Origin of the sequence: Methylobacterium sp. Leaf112 (assembly GCF_001423295.1) — a bacterium.
In the GTDB taxonomy this organism is placed as follows: domain Bacteria; phylum Pseudomonadota; class Alphaproteobacteria; order Rhizobiales; family Beijerinckiaceae; genus Methylobacterium.
On record NZ_LMNG01000023.1, the window covers coordinates 375,485 to 393,679 of the forward strand.

Consider the following 18,195-nt stretch of genomic DNA (forward strand, 5'->3'; position numbering starts at 1 on the left):
GCGGTCTCAAAACGCGGTCAGGCGGACGCCGCCATACACGGCGAGGCCTGCCCCGAGGAAGCCGGTGGGGTTCTCGTAGCGGCGGTCGAACAGGTTATCGACCCGCCCAAACACGCTCACCGTCTCGCTGACGTCGTAGTTCACCGCGAGGTTGACCAGGGTAAAGCCCGGGTTCTTGAGCCGGGCCACCGAGAAGTCGCGGTTGCCGTCGACGAAGTGGCCGAGCACGATCACGGTCCCGCTGACGGTCAGGCCCGGGAGGGGTGTCCAGAAGGCCGTCGCGCTGCCCTTGTGGCGGGGCCGTCGCAGGAGCTCCTGGTTGGTGATCTCGTTCTTGGTCACCGTGTTGGTGTAGTCGACCCGGCCCGTAAGGGTATCGGAGAACCGGACAGCGACGAAGGCTTCCGCCCCGTACGATTCGGCCCGGCCGACGTTCTCGTTCGAGGTGAACGTCGCGTTCGAGGTGATGAGGTTTTTGAAGTCGTTGGCGTAGTAAGTCGCGCCGACGAGGACGCGGTCCCCCAGGGGCTGCTCGATGCCGGCGTCGTAGCCGAGGCTCTCCTCCGACCTGAGGTTCGGGTTGGCGAAGAAGTTCGAGGCCGGGAAGCTCTGGAACAGCTGGCTCAGGGTCGGCGCCTTGAAGCCGGTGCCGACGCTGCCTTTGATCCGGGTCTCGGTGGAGGGCAGTATGTAGCTCGGCGCGACGCGGAAGGTGGTGGCCGGCCCGAAGGCGTCGTTCTCGTCGTGGCGGATGTTGGCGATGAGCGAGGCCCGCTCGAAGGGCGTCAGTTGCACCTCCCCGTAGCCGGCCGTATTGCCGTTCCTCGCCCGCAGGTTACCAGCCCCGAACGGGCTCGGGTCGATGGTCGACAGGCTCTCGTCATCGCGCTGCGCCCCGAACAGGAGCAGATTGCCGGGCGAGAGCTGGTAGTCCCCGCGGTACTCGTAGCGCGTGCGCTCGCCCAGGCCCGTTGTCGCGTCCGGCGTGGCAAGGGGGTCTAGGGGGCCCTGCTGTCTGTTGAACAGGTTCGAGTAGTTGATGGCGAAGAGGTTGTGGAAGCCGGCGAACGGCGTCCATTCGGCCTCGTTGCGGGTGAAGACCTGCTGCAGGTCGGCGGCACTCCGGAACGCCGCCGGGAAGGCCGGGAAGGTGCTGAAGTCGGTGCCGGTGAACAGGAGGCGGGAATTGATGAAGCGCGTCACCGAGTTGATGCGGAAGGTGTCGGTGAACTGGTAGCCGAACTTCGCCGAGACGGTCTCGTTGTCATAAAAATTCGGATGGATCGCCCGGCCGAGCGGGACGAGGTTCGGCGGCGTCACCGGCGTCGCGGCCGCACGGAAGTGCTGGATCGAAACCGAATAGTCGAAGCCGTCCTCCGACCCGCTGATCCTGCCGCTTTGGTTGAAGGTACCGAACGAGCCGCCCTCGATCCGCGCGGTGGCCCTGGCCGGTCCCTCGCCACGCTTCGTCGTGAAGGAGATCGCGCCTCCGATGGCGTCGCTGCCGTAGAGGCCGCTCTGGGGACCCCTGAGCACCTCGATGCGGGAGAGGTCGTCGGTCAGGAGTTGCCCGAAGTCGAAGGAGCCGTTCGGGTTCGACGGGTCGGTCGCGTCGATGCCGTCGATGAGCACCTTCACGTGGTTCGAGTTCGAGCCGCGAATGAACACCGAGGTCTGACCGCCCGGGCCGCCGGTCTGCACGACGTTGAGGCCCGGCACCTGCTGGAGGGCATCCGGGACGGTGCGGCGCTGCTGGGCCTCCAGCGTAGCGGCGGTGAGCACGGTGACGCTCGATCCCACCTGGTCGACCGGGGTCGGAACGCCGGTGGCGGAGACGGAAAGCTCGGAGAGCGTGACGGCCGCCTCGGCCCCGCGCGGGACATCGGCGAAGGGGGCGGCGGCCTGTTGCGCCAGCGCGGATACGGGAAGGGAGGCGCAGGCGAGCGCGAGCGTGCGCAGGCACGCGGTTCGGGAGGGGAAGGACACGGGACAAGCCTCGGGCGACGTCTGTGGCACGTCACCGCGAACGAGGCCTGGGCGCTTGCCTGTCGTGAGAACAGCCGAACGCCTCGACACCCATCAGGACACCCCGCCCAATGCGTTTCGCGTGTGACCACGACTGACGGCAGGTCTCCTGGCTCGCGGGTCACCGCCCTCTCATCGTCTTCCCAGGTGCCGAAGCACCCAGTGACGTGTTGATGATGGGCTCGCCGCTTACAGTTGCGGGGGCAGCCGCGGCTTCAGGGAGGCCCTTTCGGACCTCATCCTCACCGCGTTCCCTTTTGATCCTCCGGGGAGGAACCGTCGGGGACAAGGAGCGCGATCGAAGCGTCCGCCGTCAATGGCGCGCAAAGGCTTTCCGACGATGTGTGCCTGGAAGGGTACAGGTCAGCACTTACGAAGGTTTGCCTCGGTGCTATGCAGCGTCCGCTTTTCAAAAATTCCGGCTGAAAGCAGACCGTCGCAAAACCACCCGACGCGGTCGTAGAGCGGCCGGACGGGTCCCGACCCGACTTGGTCGTACGAATTGGCCTCGGGTCTGCTGGAAAGCGGACGTGGGTCCCGGTCAGCCCCGACCAAGCGGGTCGAGCGCGCCCGAATCCAGGTGTTCGAGAATACGCGTCAGCGCCACGCGATTGTTTTGATCGTCTGCGCTTTCGAGCGCATCCCGTAGCACCAGGCGGATATCTTCGGCTTCGACCTTCTCCATGTCCCAGTTCGGATAAAGACGTTCTCGCTCTTCCTCGCTCTGGCTCAGCGAAACGATGTCATAATGCCGCTTGTCACGATGCAGGATCGCGATCAGTTTCTGTATCTGGCCGGCTGGTCCTTCGATCCACTGGAAGAAGACGCCGCTGCCGAAAACCAGCACGCCGGTGATTCCGTGTGCAAGGTTGTTGCGCTGGGCCGCCTCGACGATGCGAGAGACTTCGGCATCGTCAACGCCTTCGGCGGCACGGCTACAGTAGACGAAATGATAGAGTGGAACGAGCGCATCTTCGTCAAAATTGACGCCGCGCGGGATGCCGTATTCGTCGAACATGGGTGATCTCGCTTCATCTATTCCGGGCAGACCAGGATGCGACTTGAACAGGGCCGGCGTCCGAATCCACCGAGCGGCATCGGTCCGATCCGCCGACCAGCCATTCATCCTTGTCCGATCCCCTAGCTGTTCATGAGGCGCACGATGCGTCGTCGCATTCAGGTTCAGCCGCGAGCCGCTCGAATATCCTGAGCGCTTGCAGAGAAGTCGCTTGATCGATCGCCCCTTTTGCGACTTCGGCTTGCGACCACATCCAAGATCGGGCCGGATCGTCACGCATGGCCCAGCGGGGGAACAATCGGTCCGCCACGGTGCAATAAGACAACCGCCTGATCTCCAAATGCCGGTCGTCCCTCAAGATCCGGGCATAGGTTGCCTCTAGCGCGCCCGCCGAGCCCTCCAACAACTGCATGTAGACATCTGCCCTGCAGATGAGGGCGCCGGTGATCCCATCGCGGGCGTTGCATCGGCGCGATTGCGACAGGATGCCATTGAGCGTCGCTTGATCGAAGCCAAACGGGCGTGAGGCATAGATGAGCTGAACGACGGACATTGCTGCTGGATCCTATCGGGCCGTCGGATCGGTGGAGGTATCGACATTCGGTCGGTCGAAGGCTCGAAGGATGAGAAATCGCTGCGGTGATTGCAGGTTTCTCAGGGCCTTTTCGAGCGCTTGGAGCTTACAGACGAGAGCAGTCTCTGTGCGAGCAGCACGGCGGTTGCGGCATCGACCGCCGAGGCATCGGCACCGACCCGTTCGACATATTCGGGATGTTCGAGGAAGACGGGTCCCCCGACCATGACGCCGATCGACGGGTTGAGTGACGCCCGTCTCACCGCCTGGATCGAGGCCGCGAGTTGATCGAGATGGCTCTCCCGGCTCAGCGTCAGGCCCACAATGCCGAACGGTTCAGAACCGACGAGATCGGCGATCTCCTTGGGGCTGGAGGCAAGGCCACTCGCCACATGCCAGCCGGCCTTGCGCATGAACTGCTCGACGATGGCCAAGCCGAAGGTGTGAAGTTCGCCGGGTGCTCCCATCAGAAGGATACGGCGCTCGCTATCGTAGGGCGCGATGCCTCCGTCCATGCGATACGCGGCCAGCAGGAACTGGAGTTGGGCGAGGCCGGCCGTGACCTCGATGAAGTCGCACAGGTCGTCGTCCCACATGCGTCCCAGCAAGGCCGCCGAAGGTGCCAGCAGGTCGAGGAACAGGTCGTCGACGCAATAGCCCTTGGCCGTCAGGGCTGAGAAAGCGTTCATGACGGCCGTGACGTCGTGCCCGAGGATCAGATCCGTGAAGCCCGCGACCGTTTCCGTATCCAGCTTCGGTGGAACGTCCGACCGGACCTGCCTTTCGCCGCGTTCAAGCAGCATCAGCCGGGGGATGATGTCTGTCTGGACGATGCGGCCGAGCGCCAGGGTCCGCTGCCGTGCCTCGTCCACGGATCTTCGTCGTGCATAGTCCTCCCGGACATACGCCGCTTCGGCGATCCCCGCCGAAATGAGACCCGCCCACTCCCGATGGGTCGACCCTGGATCCAGCATTGCCTCATCCCCATGGTCCGGGGTTCAAGTCCCCGTTTGTTATTGACCGTCGTCCGGCGAGTACGGAGAGCAACAGAGACGCAAATGCGGGCGTTGTAAAGGCGGCGGATTTCCGACCCCGCTCGGCCGATATCAGCGGTTCACGGCGGGCAGATCATACGACCCAACTCGCCGAGAGACAGGTCGTCGAACGTCCGTCTCTCGTCGCGTGCAGCCTGGAGGGGACCGACCGCTTCCCACCCGACCCGGTCGTAGAACGGACGGACGGATCTCGACCCAACTCGGTCGTTGAAACCGCCGTCAGCACAACCGCTAAGCGGCCATTCGTCGGCCACTCGGAGTGCTGACGCGCGGTTCACCGCCTGCGCTCCCACCGGCTTCGGCGCGGACGCGCGGGGTGGCCCGTCCAGGAGGCCCTGTCCTCATGTCAGCTTAGCTCTGCTGCAGATGAGGCGAGGGTGCATATCGACGTCTAGATTTGAGGTCGCTAAGTTGCCGATCTCGAAATTCGTTCGGGTCGACATTCCGCCACTGCCTCACTGTCTCAGCAGCACGGGCGTGATGCGCGCGTCACGTTGCTGCGCCAAAGGAAGCGGCACGCTATTAGACGGTCTGGGACGGCGGCCCGGGGCCGCCCGTCGCGACATCCCGGGAGACACCCATGCGCGCCGTCACCTACACCGAAGGTTCACCGATCGATGCGCCTGGAGCGCTCGTGGACACGACCTTCCCCGATCCCGTGACGGCCGGGCGCGATCTGCTCGTATGCGTGCAGGCTGTCTCGGTGAATCCGATCGACACCAAGGTGCGCCAGGGCGCCTACAAACAGGGCTGCGAGCCGAAGATTCTCGGCTGGGATGCGGCCGGAACCGTGGTCTCGGTCGGACCGGAGGCGCGCCTGTTCAAGCCCGGCGACGCGGTGTTCTACGCCGGTGCGCTCGACCGGCCGGGCAGCAACGCCACGTTCCAATGCGTGGACGAGCGCCTCGTCGGTGCCAAGCCGGCCACCCTCGATTTCGCCGCCGCTGCGGCGCTGCCGCTCACCGCGCTGACCGCCTGGGAGATGCTGTTCGACCGGCTCGACGTCGCCAAGCCCGTGCCGGGTGCCGCCCCCGCGATCCTGATCGTCGGCGGCGCCGGCGGCGTTGGCTCAATCGCCATCCAGCTCGCCCGGCAGCTTACGGACCTCACCGTGATCGCCACGGCTTCCCGCCCCGAGACGGCGCAATGGTGCCGGGACCTCGGCGCCCACCACGTGATCGACCATGCGAAGCCCCTCGCCACCGAGGTGAAGGCGCTCAGTCTTCCCGGGGCGCCCGGGTTCGTGTTCGCGACGACGCAGACCGGTGCGCATCTCCCGCAGATCATCGAGCTCCTCGCCCCGCAGGGACGCCTCGGCCCGATCGACGACCCCGAGACCCTGGACGTGATGCCCCTAAAGCCCAAGAGCCTGTCGCTGCACTGGGAGCTGATGTTCACCCGCTCGCTGTTCCAGACAGCCGATATGGAACGGCAGCACGCTATCCTGACCGAGATCGCCCGCCTGATCGATGCGGGACGGCTGCGCACGACGTTGACCGAGACCTTCGGTCCAATCGACGCCGCCAACCTGGCACGCGCCCACGCGCTCATCGAGAGCGGGAAGGCGAGGGGCAAGGTTGTCCTCGCTGGGTTCAGCGACTGAGCCGGCAAGCGAAGCGTCCCGGCTCGGAGCCGGGACACTTTCCGCATCAGCCCGCGATGCCTCCGCGTCGCGGCTTGGACTAACGCTATCTCGACGTCGGCTCTGATGCCGCAGCCGCTCGAAAGCGGACCTGCGGAAATCCACCCAACCCAGCCGTCAGCCTGTGTCTCAACAGCCTGGAAGCGGACCATCCGAGGGTCTGCGAGGGGGCGGATACGGACGGTAACAACCGTTAGGTTCCGACTACCAGCCCCTTCCGCTCCGACGTCCATCGGAAGGTACTTGAACTCGTACGCCACCCGACAGTGATGGTTGCTGGAGTCCCGCGAAGCGTCCCGAACACGTTCACGGTCGCGCGCGTCCACCACTTCGTGGACGCCTAACGGGGGCTGAACGGCGCGGTTCAGCATGGGTTCGACACGCGAACATAGAAAGCCGTCACCCCGACAAGGGAGCGATGCCCACCCCACCGGCATCGCCAGGAGCCTGCCCCATTCGGGCACGCCGAGCATCTCGCGGCCCGGGTCGGCAAACGACACCCCAGGAAGATCCCACATGAACGATACGCAGACCATCACCGGCACCGTCTGGGCCGTCTTCGGCCACCGCTTCGCCATCGAGGCCAAGGACGGACGCGTCCTCGCGGACCTTGGACCGAAGGCCGCCGAGCGCATCGCAATCGCCCCCGGCGACACGGTCACGATCACGGGCGAGCGCAAGCCCTCGGAGACCAAGGTGATGTCCATCACCCTCAAGGACGGCATCGTCCGCGAGATCGCGTGGCCGAAGCCTCACGAGGAAAAGGCGGGCCAGGCCCCGGCCGATCCTTCTGCGGCCCTCGCGGCGGTCAAGGCCGATGGCTACGCCGTCGAGGGTGAGCCGGCGCGCAAGCCGAAGCACTTCGAGATCGTCGGGGCGAAGGACGGCGTCCGCCACGAGATCCACGTCGAGCTCGACGGCAAGATCCGGAAGGCCAAGCCGCTCGCCGCCTGAGGGGCGACCTGGATCGCGGCCGGGCCTGGGCAGTCTTGCCCCGGGCTCGGCGTAGGGTGGATCGAGCCATCCGCTTCGTAGACTCCGAAAAGTCCGCGTTCGACGGGAGCCCAAGCCTTTCCCGTCGGTTGGGTCCCCTTACACGGCGGGTCCTGTCCTCCAGGGTCCAGCCGGCCTACCCATGCCCGAGGACGAACGTCTTGCAAGTGATCCATCCCGACCCGCCGATGCGCGAGGAGATTGCGCGCGGCTTCTACCCGGCGTTCGAGGGCAGGTGGCGCAGGGCCGAGGTGATCGGCCGATGGGTCATGGTCGCGTTCGTCGCCGCCAACGTTCTCGGGGCGTTCGGCCAGGGGCTGTTCAGCGAGCGCGAGGCCGCCAACGCCGATGCTTCGATCAAGCTGCGCTATGAGCCGGTCGTCCGGTTCGGAGCCCCCACCAGGGTCCAGTTCGACACCCGCGTCCCGCCGGGTGGCGACAAGGTTGCCGTGACCATGGCCAAGGGGCTGGCGGACCATTTCGGCCTTGAGAGCATCATCCCCCGCCCATCCGTCTGGGAGGCCGGCGCCGACAGCATCCGCATGGAATTCCCTGTGGTGAAGGGCCAGGAGCGGGTCACCATCCTGTTCGCGGGCTCGCCCGGTTTCCGCGGCGGGGTCGAACTCTGGGCACGCCTGGACGCGGGCGAGACCCTGTCCTGGTCGCAGTATTCGGTCCCGTAGCCATGAGCACCGTCTTCAAGGCCGCGGCGGCCTACCTCGTCGTCCTTTTCGTCATCCGCCTCATCGGGCGCCGAACGGCGAGCCAGCAGGCCCCCATCGACATGGTGGTCCTCTTTCTCTTCGGCGGCATGAGCGTCAGCGCCGTGCTCGGCGACGACAAATCGTTCGTGGGCGCGATGAGCGCGATCTTCACGGTGGGTCTGATGCACGTCGCCGTGTCGTGGCTGAAGCTGCGCTACGTCTGGTTCGAGCGCATCTGCGACGGCACGCCCATCGTGGTTTTTCGCGATGGCGACTGGGACGAAACCCAGATGCGCCGCCTGCGTATGCAGCAGGCCGACGTGCGCACCGCCGCCCGACAGCAGGGCCTCGAAGACATGGACCAGGTCGCGGTCGCCGTGGTCGAGCGCGACGGCAAGGTCTCGATCATCGAGAAGGAGTGACGCGCCCTACCGGGGCCTGCCCGTATCCGTACGTCGAACGCAATGCGCATGGCGCCGATGCCGTATCCGCGCGGTCGTACGTACCTTCGCCGAGCAGAACTTCGGATGGACCAGGCGAGCCAATATGCCATCGCCGGGAAAGCCTTGAGCCTTCCCGGCGATGCGGGGATTACGCGGCCCTGGACGTGACCTTGTCGTAGGTCCCCGTCGCAATCTGCTCTTCAAGTTGCGCCTTGAAGTCCGCGATCCCGAGGACCTGGACCGGATTGCCCGTGTCGTCGAGGAACTCGTAGAGCGCATCATCGATGTTGCGGTTGCTGAAGAAGACGATGGCGTCCTCGTCGCCGCCGCCTTCCAGATGCGGCTCGCCGTTCGCCACGCCCGAGACGTAGCTGCCCGTGGGGCGCGTCTCCTTGTGGGTGCCGTCCTGTCGGTAGAACCGAAGCTCGCCCTGCATCACGAGCGTCACGTAGGGGCTCTTGTGCCGGTGCAGCATCACGCGCTGGTTCGCGGCGAACTTGAAGACCACGTCGACGATGCGGTTCTCCTCGTCGACCTTGTAGACGAAGAAGGCGATGTGCGGCAGCCAGTCGAGCGTCCGCCAGGTGATGTTGCTCTCGTCGAACTTGGGGGTTGGCATCAGGTTTCCTCGGGGTTCGCAGTGTGACCCGTTCGGGGTCGGCGCACGGCTTTCCGCCGCGTCTCGTTTTCGAGGGCCTGCTCGAAGCCCCTTTCAATGAAACTAGGCGACCCCATCGTCGGTTCGACGATTCGGGCCTCACGAGTTCCTTGAATCCGCGCTGTCCTCGTTCGAGGACAGCCGGTCACCCGCCGCGTCGAGCGTTGCGCGTCGGGATGACGAGGGCCTCGATGAAGTTGACGATCTCGATCCGTCGGTTGCCCTCGTCGGTCACCTGATCGTCCAAGCCCAGCCGCCAGGCGAGGTCGCGCCGGTCGGGCTCGCGATGGATGGCCTCGACGAGGTCGGCCTGCTCCTCGACCTCGCGCCGGGTACGGGCCAGCCCGCTCTCGACCAGATCGTCCGCCTGCCGCCGGAGGGCTCCCGTCACCTCGTCGAGCCCGATCTCCGGGTGGTATTGGACGCCCCAGAACGTGCCGCCGTCGTGTCGGATCTCGGCGGCCTGGACGACGGTGGACCGGTTCAGCGCCAGCAGCGTGGCCCCGTCCGGCAGGGTCTCGACCTCATCGGTGTGGATGCTGGGCGCATCGTAGGCGACCGGGCGGCCCTTGAGCAGCGGATGAGACCGTCCAGCGTCCGTGGGCACGATCCGGCGGGCGAAGCCGGCCTCGGGACCGTTGCGGTTCTGCCGGACCGTGCCACCCGCGGCGACGGTCGCCATCTGCAGCCCGGCGCAGGAGCCGAAGGAAGGTGTTCCGGACGAGAACAGGGCATTCATGAATGCGAGGGAGCGCCTGACCTCCGGCGTGTCCTCGTAGAGAGATAGGGGCGAGCCCGAGAGGAAGACCGCATCGTATCCGCCCAGGCTCTCGCCCTCCGGGAAGGTACTGTCCGCGTCAGCGGGCATGACGCGATGGCAAACGGCCCCTGGCGCAAGGAGAGCTAGGATCTCGACGTAGGTCTCCCCAGACGAGCGCCCGACACTGTCTCGGCGCTTCTCACGGGCTGCCGTAGGCTCGCTTTCAGCGACGAGGAAACGAAGTCCTGATGTTGGTGCCTGCAAGGCCGTTGCGCTCCGGGGAGCCATTCCCCGGGGACCCGAACTGCTGGCAGAAAACGGCGTTCCGGGCCGGGCGGACCTGCCGCAGGTGATGAGGACGTGTCGAGTTGAAGCACTCAGATGCAGGAACGTCGGGTTCCAGCCGCCGTTCGCTTTTCGTTTGATCAGGACAACCAACTTGGCGCGCTTCGGCTATCACGCTTCCCACGAGCAATACGCGCCATCCACCCTTCTCTCACATGTCCAATCAGCCGAGCGTGCCGGCTTCGCCTGTGCGATGTCGTCTGAGCATTTCAAGCCATGGAGCAATGCCCAGGGCCACGCCGGTCATGCCTGGTCCTGGCTCGGCGCCGCGCTCGCGACCACGCGATTGCCGTTCGGCATCATCACGGCGCCGGGTTATCGCCACCACCCCGCTGTCCTCGCCCAGTCGGCCGCGACCCTGTCCGAAATGTTCCCGGAACGGCTGTGGCTGGCCCTCGGAAGCGGCCAGCGGTTGAACGAGGACATCACAGGCATGCCGTGGCCGGAGAAGGCCGAGCGCACCGCCCGCCTTAGTGAGTGCGCCGCGGTGATCAGGGCCCTGTTCGACGGCGAGACCGTGACGCACCGGGGCCGGGTCACGGTGGTGGATGCCAAACTGTATTCCCGCCCGGCCAAGGCACCCCTCCTGCTGGCCGGCGCCGTCACTACTGAGACGGCCCGTAAGGTCGCGACGTGGGCCGACGGTCTCGTCACCGTCGGCATAGAGCCGGGCAAGCTCCGTCCCGTCGTCGAGGCCTTTTGCGAGGGCGGGGGCGAAGGCAAGCCAGTCTTCCTCCAGACGAAGGTGTGCTGGGATACGGACGACGGACGGGCCCTCTCCGAGGCCCACGGGCAATGGGCCGCCAACATGCTGGAGGGCGACGCCAACTGGGACCTGCGCACGCCGGAGGACTTCGAGACCGCGTCGCGCTTCGTACGTCCCGAGGACGTTCACGGTTGTGTCCGGGTGTCCTCGGACCTCGGGCGTCAGGCAGCCTGGCTCGCCGACCTCGCGGAGATCGGCTTCGAGGAGATCATCGTTCATCAAGTTGGCCGCAACCAGGATGCCTTCATCGAGGCGTTCGGCGGCGGTGTCTTGCCCCAGCTTCGCGCCTAGTCGCCACGCACCCTTTCCCATCCTCGGAGCCATCGATTGTTGAAGCCGTTTCCCCGCACGGGCGGGCCTGTCGAACGCGAGGACGGATATCTCCCCCTCGAAGCCTATGCCGCCCTCGGTGAGGGCCGGTCCGTGGCCTTGTCCGGTGCCGACGGCTCAATCGATTGGTGGTGCTGCCCGAACCTCGATTCCCCACCGCTCTTCGACCGTCTGCTATCCCCACATGAGGGGGGCTACTTCTCTGTCACGCCCGATGCCCCATTCACCGCCGAGATCGGCTATCGCGACGGAAGCAACGTCCATGAGACCGTGTTCACCACGGCGACCGGAAGGGCGCGCCTGACCGAGAGCCTGAACAGCGGGCCGGCCGGGCGGTTGCCTTGGGCGGAACTGGCACGTCGCATCGAGGGGATCCAGGGGCGTGTCCGCTTCCGGATCGAGCTCGTGTTCGGAACTCGGGGCGACACGGCCGGACCATTCCTCTCGTCGAACGCAAGTGGCACTGCCTTTCACGTCGCCGACCTTATGGGGCTGTTCCGCTATAGCGAGGGCATCCGCATCGATGGCGAGGATGACCATGCGATCAAGGCCAGCGTCGAGGTGTCGGCGGGGCAGCGCGAGACGGTGGCCATCGTCGCCGGCGAGCACGAGCCACTCGTCGTCGCCCCAGTCGCGGACATCGACCGACGCATCGATGGCTCCTGCGATGCTTGGCGCAACTGGACCGAACGCCTTGGCTACGCGGGGCGGTACCCGGAACAGGTTGGACGCAGCGCCCTCGCCCTCAAGCTGCTGCTCTACTCCCCCACCGGCGCCATCGCCGCCGCGGCGACGACCTCGTTGCCGGAAGGTATCGGAGGTAAGAAGAACTACGATTACCGCTACGCCTGGGTTCGGGATGCCGGCTACGTCATCAAGGCGTTCCTCCGCCTAGGGGCCCATGCCGAGGCCAGCGCCGCGTTGACTTGGCTCGTCCGCCACTTGGAGGAGCACGGCGCCCAGGTCCTCTTCACCCTGAACGGGGAGATGGTCTCGGAGGAGGAGGAACTCGACCTTCCAGGGTACCGGAACTCCCGCCCGGTCCGAACGGGCAACGCAGCAACTGGCCAGCACCAGCACGGCATCTACGGCGACATCTTCGAGACGGCGGAGCGCTTCGTTGCCGGGGGTGGCATGCTCGACCTGCGCAGCGGTGCGTTGCTGGCGCGTCTTGCCGACGAATGCGCCGAGAAATGGAAGATGAAGGATGCTGGGATCTGGGAGCTTCCAGAGCAGCAGCACTACACCGGCTCCAAGATCAGTTGCTGGCAGGCCCTGGCCCGGGCCGTCGAGATGGCCGAGAAGGGCTATCTGCCAGGCACCTGCAAGGACCGTTGGGTCCGGGCCCGCGACCGCGTAGCGGACTGGATCGAGGAGCATTGCTGGTCGGAGGCGAAGCAGGCCTACGTGATGTATCCCGGCAGCGATAAGCTCGATGCCTCGATGACCCTTGCTGTCCGCTTCCGATATGGGAGCGCCGACCGATTGCGGGCGACCTGCGAAGCCATCGACCGGGAGCTCGGTCGGGGTCCCTATCACTACCGCTACTCGGGCGTGGATGCCGAGGAAGGTTGCTTCCTCGCATGCACCTTCTGGCTCTGCGAGGCGATGGCTCTTCTCGGGCAGAACGATCAGGCGTCAGAGAAATTCGAGGCGGTGGTCGCGGCATTGGACCGGAACTCCGGCACCTATGCGGAGATGGCCGATCCCCAAACAGGCGGGTTCCTTGGGAATTTGCCACAAGGATTGACCCACTTGGCCCTGATACAGGCGGCAGCGACCCTATCGGGACTGGACCTTTAGACCAACGGACCAAATACCGGCTGGCGAGACCTTAGGCGCTTAACCGCGGCGGGCCTCGCCATCCGACGATGATGGGTACGAGGTACTTTGCCATCGCCCCTGAGAGAGGATGACCAGACAGCGTGAGCTGGTCTATGATCAGACCGCGTGTTGTATAGCTTTGATGACGTCCGAGGCGTTATATGGCTTAGGCACGAACAACCCGTGGTCCGGAACCTCCTCGTCCGTGAACCGATGCCGTCCCGACGTCAGAACCAGCCGGATGTCCGGCCAATTCTCGTTGACCCGCTCGGCGAGGGTGACGCCACACATGGTTCCCGGCATATCGACGTCGGTAAACAATACGCCGATGTCGGATCTCCGATGCAGGATGTCCCAGGCCTCGTCGGCATGACGGGCCGCAACCACCGTGAAGCCCGCATCCTCAAGCATGTCCACGGCATTCGAGCGTACGAAGTCGTAGTCCTCAACCACGAGGACGACCGATGCTTCGAGGGGGCGCTTCGTCGGCATGGGCGTTCAACAGACAGGCAACGCTTCGGTTGCAATCCCTGGGCGGTAGCTTTTCCGTTACCGCCTACCGTCCAGTGTCCCTCACCCGGCGCCGCCGCGTCGTGACCTTGCGCAGGATGCGCGAGAGCTGCTCTACCGAATACGGCTTGTGAAGTAGGTCGAGGCCGTCAGTGCCGTTCTGCGCCAGGACGTGGCTGTAGCCTGACGCCAGGACCACCGGCAGGCCGACGTGCCGAAGCCCGATCTCCCGGGCCAGCTCGACGCCGTCCATGCCGGGCATGACCACGTCGGAGAACACGACGTCGAAACGGTCCGGCGCCTTCGCGAGCTCAGCCAGGGCCTGCCGTGCGTCCATCGCCCAGACCGTCTCGTAGCCGAGGTCGTGCAGCGTCTGGGTCGCGAAGTTGCCGACATCCCGGTTGTCCTCGACGAGAAGCACCCTGGTGCCGTGTCCGTCCATCAGGGGAGCCGGGTCCGCATCATCGACGACGGCCAGCGCATCCTTGACGGCGCGGGGCAGGTAGAGCGTGAAGGTCGTCCCCTCGCCGATGGCGCTCACGACACGGACCTCGCCGCCCGACTGCTTGGCGAAACCGATCACCTGGGACAGGCCGAGGCCGGTGCCGTGCCCCACCTCCTTGGTGGTGAAGAACGGCTCGAAGATCCTGTCGAGGATGCCGGCGTCGATGCCTGTGCCGGTGTCCGAGATCGACAGGGCGACGAAGCGCCCGACGACCCTGGCATGGCTCCGGTCGCCGGGAATCGCGGCGACGTTCCGGACCGAGATGGTCAGCTTCCCCTCGCCGTCCATCGCGTCGCGGGCGTTCACGGCCATGTTGACGATGGCGGTCTCGAACTGGCTCGGGTCCGCGTCGATGAGGCAGGCCTCGTCGGGCATGCGCGTCACGGTGCGGATGCGCGATCCCGTCAGGGTGCCGATCATCTCCTCGATGGTCTCGACGCTTCTGGCGGCGTCGAACACCGCGGGCTTGAGCGCCTGCCGCCGGGCGAACGCGAGCAGCTGTCCGGTCAGCTTGGCTGCCCGCGTCACCGTGTCGGAGATCGCACCGATGTATCGCTGACGCCGTTCCTCGGGGAGGTTCGGGCACTTCAGCAGGTCGGTCGACGACATGATGACGGTGAGCAGGTTGTTGAAATCGTGGGCGACCCCGCCGGTAAGCTGACCGACGGCCTCCATTTTCTGGGCCTGGCGAAGCGCGTCCTGGGCCCTGTCAAGCTCGGCTGTGGCGCGCACGCGCTCCGTGATGTCCTGGGCGTGGTGGAACGCGCCGAAGATCCGTCCGTCACCGTCCCTAAGCGGGGTGTACGAGACTTCCCAGTACGGCTTGACGATGCTCGGGTCGCCGAACTCCTCGACAACGGTAAACACTTCGCCGGCCAGGGCCCGCGCCATCAACGCCCGCATGACGGGCGCCTGGTCCTCCGTGAACAAGTCCGGGAAGACGTCCCCAAGATTGACGCGATAGCCGAAGATCCGATGGAATTCGTCGCTGTGCGCCTGGTTGAACGCGATGAGGCGGAAGTCGTGGTCGAAGGCGCAGATCGGTGCCCTGTCGGTTTCGACGATGGTGGCAAACAGGTCGCGTTCGGCAGTGCGCGCGGCGAGCGCCACCTCCCGTTCCTTCTCGACCGTGACGTCGCGCCCGGTGCAGTAGACCAGCCCGTCCTCGGGCACGCCGATCCACGAGATCCAACGGTAGGACCCGTCCTTGCGGCGGTAGCGGTTGGCGCATCCCACCGCTGGCTGGCCGTCCTCGATCCGTTCGAGGCCGACCCGGGTGCGCTCGACGTCATCGGGATGAAGGAGATCCCAGATCGGCGTCCGCGCGATCTCCACATCCGACCATCCCAACAAGGTCTGCCAGGCCGGGTTCGAGGTCACCAGGTAGCCGTGCCGGTCCAGGGCGCACATCAAGTCGGGGGTAAGCGTCCACGTCCGCCCTCGGGCCTGGGTGCGCTCGACGACCTGACGTTCCAGGTCGGCGTTGAGGGTACGCAGGTCGGCCTCGGCCTGCCTCAGCACAGTGACGTCGTGAAAGACGCCGATCATCCGCAGGTGCCCGCCCTCGTCCTGCAGGGGCTCGCTGGAACTCAGGATCGTGCGCGTGGTGCCGTCGGGCCTGGTGACGCGATAGTCGGCCACGACCTCTGTGCCGTCGACGGCCGCCGCCTCGGTGAGGGCATGGGCACGTTCGACGTCGACCTTCTCCAGGCGGGAGAACACCTCGTCCTGGTGCACCGGTCCCTCCGGCGCGAGCCCGAAGATCTCGCGGCTCCTGTCGTCCATCTCGACCGTGCCGCTGACCGTGTCCCACTCGAAGATGCCGAGGCGTGCGATGTTGACGGCCATCGATAGGCGGGCCTGACCCTGGCGAGTGGCCGTCAGGGCGGTTTCGAGACGTTCGTGCCCGGCGGAGAGCGCCTCCTGTGTCCGTGTCCGGCAGAAGGATGCGAAGATGCGGCCGGACACGTCGCGGACGAGGGACTCCTCCTCCTGGGTCCAGCGTGCTGGCAAGGCCCGCTCGACGTGGACGATGGCGGTGAGGCCGTCTTCGATCATCACCGGCACGCATAGGGTGGTCCGGTCCGGTTCGCCCTGACGATATGGGCCGGGAACCACGGTTGCGGCGTCGACCCGCACGCTACGACCAGCCTGAAGTGCGTCCATGACGCCAGGTCCAGGATCCGTAACGCAAGGGATACGGTCATCTCCGGCCGGCCACGTGCCGGCCGTCTCGAACTCACCGGTTGCAACATCGTACTTGGCGAAGCCGCATCGGTCCGCCCCAAGGTGCCGACCGAGCCTTTCGCATCCGTCAGCGATGAGGCGACCGGAGGTGTCGCTCCCACGCAGGGCGTCACTGAGTTCGAGGAGGAACCCGCTGCGTTGACGCGCACGAACCCTTTCGGTCGTTTCCGTCGTGAGGCAGAGGACGCCAGAGACGTCGGAGCCGTCGTGGACGGGTGAGAAGGAATACGACCACCATGTCGCCTCCTCGGTCCCGTGCCGTTCCATTGCGATGGGGTCGTCCACGAAACGCCCCGCCTCACCGGTGAAGGCGCGCTCCAGCGCCGCCCGGACGGCGCCCCAGGCATCGGGCCAGACCATGGGAAGCGGCCGGCCGAGCGCTCCGTCGAGGCGCGTGCCGAGGATCGGACGGTAGGCGTCGTTGAATAGGAACGTCCGCTCCGGTCCCCAGACGAGGTACATGCTCTCGGGTGAGTTCAGCATGTTGCTCAGGGTGACGCGGAACGCCGCCGGCCATCCATCAATCGGACCAAGGGACGTCGATGACCAATCGTGCGAGCGGATGGCATCGCCCATGGCTCCGCCGCCGACCGGGAAACTGGAAGCGTGTCGCATGGTGTCAGCGGGCCTTGCGGTCGGCGGCGAGGAGGCGGGCCTGCTCCTTGAGCAGGAAGTCCGGCTCGCATTGCTCCAGCATCCGGAGGGCCGCCCTCACCACCTCGCTGACGCTTCCGTAGCGACCGGAATTCACGCGCTCCCCGAGGAAGGCGTGCTGTTCGGGCGTGATGGAAACGGTGACGGTTTTACGGACGGCCATCGACCACAGATACCACGTTCACACATCTGCTTACAGCTTGGCATTGCGTTTACGGCAAAGCTTGCGTCACGTTCGCGAGAGGGCTTGCACCCCATCGGAGGTGACGTGACTGGCTGGCTTTGGACCGGGCTGATTGAGAGGATCAGCCAGGACCGAAGGAGCTGGACATGCGGCGAGGTCAGAAGACGGGTGCGGAGCATGTGACGTGACTGGCTGGCTTTGGACCGGGCTGATTGAGAGGATCAGCCAGGACCGAAGGAGCTGGACATGCGGCGAGGTCAGAAGACGGGTGCGGAGCAGGTGGTGCTGAAGCTTCGCCAGATCGAGGTTCAGACGGCGCAGGGCAAGAGTTTGGCCCTGGCCTGCAAGGAGGCCGAGATCTCCGAGCAGAGCTACTATCGCTGGCGCAAGGAGTACGGCGGCTTGCAGATCGACCAGGCGCGCCGGATGAAGGATCTGGAACGTGAGAACGCGCGATTGCGCCGGCTCGTGGCTGATTTGTCTTTGGAGAAGCAGGTGCTGGCGGACGTCGCCGCGGGAAACTTATAGCCCCGGAGCGACGCCGGCAGGCCGTCGACGGCATCAGGGAGAAGTATGGTCTCTCAGAACGCCATGCCTGCCGGATCGTTGGCCAGCACCGGGGCACGCAACGCTACATACCGACTGTGCCGGCTGACGAGGATGCGCTGACCCGCGCCATCATCGCCTTGGCGTCTGAATACGGACGCTATGGCTACCGCCGTGTCACCGCGCTGCTGCAGGCAGCGGGCTGGCAGGTGGGCAAGGACCGGGTTCAGCGGATCTGGCGTCGTGAGGGGCTCAAGGTCCCGCAAAAGCATCGGCCGCGAAGCCGGTTGTGGTTGAACGATGGCTCCTGCGTGCGGCTGCGGCCTCTCCATCGCAATCACGTCTGGAGCTTCGATTTCGTGCAGACACAGACCCACGACGGGCGGAGCCTGCGCATCCTGACGCTGATCGC

General features: G+C 65.8%; 15 protein-coding genes, 1 pseudogene and 1 riboswitch. Of the genes and pseudogenes, 7 read left to right on the forward strand and 9 right to left on the reverse strand.

Going from position 1 to position 18,195, the window contains the following annotated elements; genetic code table 11:
• Window positions 1-6: 6 nt before the first annotated feature.
• From ASF52_RS12155 to ASF52_RS12170, 4 genes are all read right to left on the reverse strand, one after another.
• Window positions 7-1,986: a TonB-dependent receptor plug domain-containing protein gene (locus tag ASF52_RS12155; RefSeq protein ID WP_056172106.1), complete on the reverse strand. Its 1,980-nt coding sequence runs from the start codon at window positions 1,984-1,986 to the stop codon at window positions 7-9.
• Window positions 1,987-2,107: 121 nt separating this feature from the next.
• A riboswitch (cobalamin riboswitch) is annotated at window positions 2,108-2,321 on the reverse strand.
• A gap of 245 nt (window positions 2,322-2,566) precedes the next feature.
• Window positions 2,567-3,043: a BLUF domain-containing protein gene (locus ASF52_RS12160; protein ID WP_056172109.1), complete on the reverse strand. Its 477-nt coding sequence runs from the start codon at window positions 3,041-3,043 to the stop codon at window positions 2,567-2,569.
• A 130-nt stretch (window positions 3,044-3,173) separates the two neighbouring features.
• On the reverse strand, window positions 3,174-3,596 hold the full coding sequence (locus ASF52_RS12165) for a BLUF domain-containing protein (RefSeq protein WP_056172111.1): 423 nt from the start codon (window positions 3,594-3,596) through the stop codon (window positions 3,174-3,176).
• Window positions 3,597-3,697: 101 nt separating this feature from the next.
• On the reverse strand, window positions 3,698-4,489 hold the full coding sequence (locus ASF52_RS12170) for a cobalamin B12-binding domain-containing protein (protein WP_244473788.1): 792 nt from the start codon (window positions 4,487-4,489) through the stop codon (window positions 3,698-3,700).
• 763 nt (window positions 4,490-5,252) lie between these two features.
• Between ASF52_RS12170 and ASF52_RS12175 the strand changes: the two genes are divergently transcribed.
• The 4 genes from ASF52_RS12175 to ASF52_RS12190 all read left to right on the forward strand — a co-directional run bounded on the left by ASF52_RS12175 (window position 5,253) and on the right by ASF52_RS12190 (window position 8,433).
• The gene (locus tag ASF52_RS12175) at window positions 5,253-6,275 is read left to right on the forward strand and encodes a zinc-binding alcohol dehydrogenase family protein (protein ID WP_056172114.1); all 1,023 of its coding nucleotides are present in this window, start codon (window positions 5,253-5,255) and stop codon (window positions 6,273-6,275) included.
• Window positions 6,276-6,830: 555 nt separating this feature from the next.
• Window positions 6,831-7,268 carry a hypothetical protein gene (locus ASF52_RS12180; protein ID WP_056172117.1) on the forward strand — a complete coding sequence of 146 codons (438 nt, stop codon included), beginning with the start codon at window positions 6,831-6,833 and terminating at the stop codon, window positions 7,266-7,268.
• Window positions 7,269-7,468: 200 nt separating this feature from the next.
• Window positions 7,469-7,990 carry a hypothetical protein gene (locus ASF52_RS12185; protein ID WP_156630125.1) on the forward strand — a complete coding sequence of 174 codons (522 nt, stop codon included), beginning with the start codon at window positions 7,469-7,471 and terminating at the stop codon, window positions 7,988-7,990.
• Between the two features lie 2 nt (window positions 7,991-7,992).
• Window positions 7,993-8,433: a DUF421 domain-containing protein gene (locus ASF52_RS12190; protein ID WP_056172121.1), complete on the forward strand. Its 441-nt coding sequence runs from the start codon at window positions 7,993-7,995 to the stop codon at window positions 8,431-8,433.
• Between the two features lie 169 nt (window positions 8,434-8,602).
• Here the strand turns inward: ASF52_RS12190 and ASF52_RS12195 are convergent, their stop codons facing one another.
• Together ASF52_RS12195 and ASF52_RS12200 are read right to left on the reverse strand one after the other, a co-directional pair.
• Window positions 8,603-9,073: a hypothetical protein gene (locus ASF52_RS12195; RefSeq protein WP_056172124.1), complete on the reverse strand. Its 471-nt coding sequence runs from the start codon at window positions 9,071-9,073 to the stop codon at window positions 8,603-8,605.
• A gap of 184 nt (window positions 9,074-9,257) precedes the next feature.
• A complete protein-coding gene (locus ASF52_RS12200) occupies window positions 9,258-9,980 on the reverse strand; it encodes a type 1 glutamine amidotransferase (RefSeq protein WP_244473789.1) in 723 nt (240 codons plus the stop codon).
• Between the two features lie 331 nt (window positions 9,981-10,311).
• Between ASF52_RS12200 and ASF52_RS12205 the strand changes: the two genes are divergently transcribed.
• A complete protein-coding gene (locus ASF52_RS12205) occupies window positions 10,312-11,274 on the forward strand; it encodes a TIGR03885 family FMN-dependent LLM class oxidoreductase (protein ID WP_056172128.1) in 963 nt (320 codons plus the stop codon).
• A 39-nt stretch (window positions 11,275-11,313) separates the two neighbouring features.
• Window positions 11,314-13,116, forward strand: a complete 1,803-nt coding sequence (locus ASF52_RS12210) for a glycoside hydrolase family 15 protein (protein ID WP_274533792.1) — start codon at window positions 11,314-11,316, stop codon at window positions 13,114-13,116.
• A 138-nt stretch (window positions 13,117-13,254) separates the two neighbouring features.
• Here ASF52_RS12210 and ASF52_RS12215 read toward each other — a convergent pair whose 3' ends face one another.
• The 3 genes from ASF52_RS12215 to ASF52_RS12225 all read right to left on the reverse strand — a co-directional run bounded on the left by ASF52_RS12215 (window position 13,255) and on the right by ASF52_RS12225 (window position 17,216).
• Window positions 13,255-13,629 carry a response regulator gene (locus ASF52_RS12215; RefSeq protein WP_056172133.1) on the reverse strand — a complete coding sequence of 125 codons (375 nt, stop codon included), beginning with the start codon at window positions 13,627-13,629 and terminating at the stop codon, window positions 13,255-13,257.
• Between the two features lie 64 nt (window positions 13,630-13,693).
• Complete coding sequence (locus tag ASF52_RS12220; RefSeq protein WP_162241026.1) at window positions 13,694-16,882, reverse strand: PAS domain S-box protein; 3,189 nt, start codon at window positions 16,880-16,882, stop codon at window positions 13,694-13,696.
• A gap of 136 nt (window positions 16,883-17,018) precedes the next feature.
• Complete coding sequence (locus ASF52_RS12225) at window positions 17,019-17,216, reverse strand: type II toxin-antitoxin system ParD family antitoxin (RefSeq protein WP_056172137.1); 198 nt, start codon at window positions 17,214-17,216, stop codon at window positions 17,019-17,021.
• 267 nt (window positions 17,217-17,483) lie between these two features.
• Between ASF52_RS12225 and ASF52_RS22070 the strand changes: the two are divergent.
• Window positions 17,484-18,195: pseudogene (locus ASF52_RS22070) on the forward strand (IS3 family transposase); the annotation flags it as partial.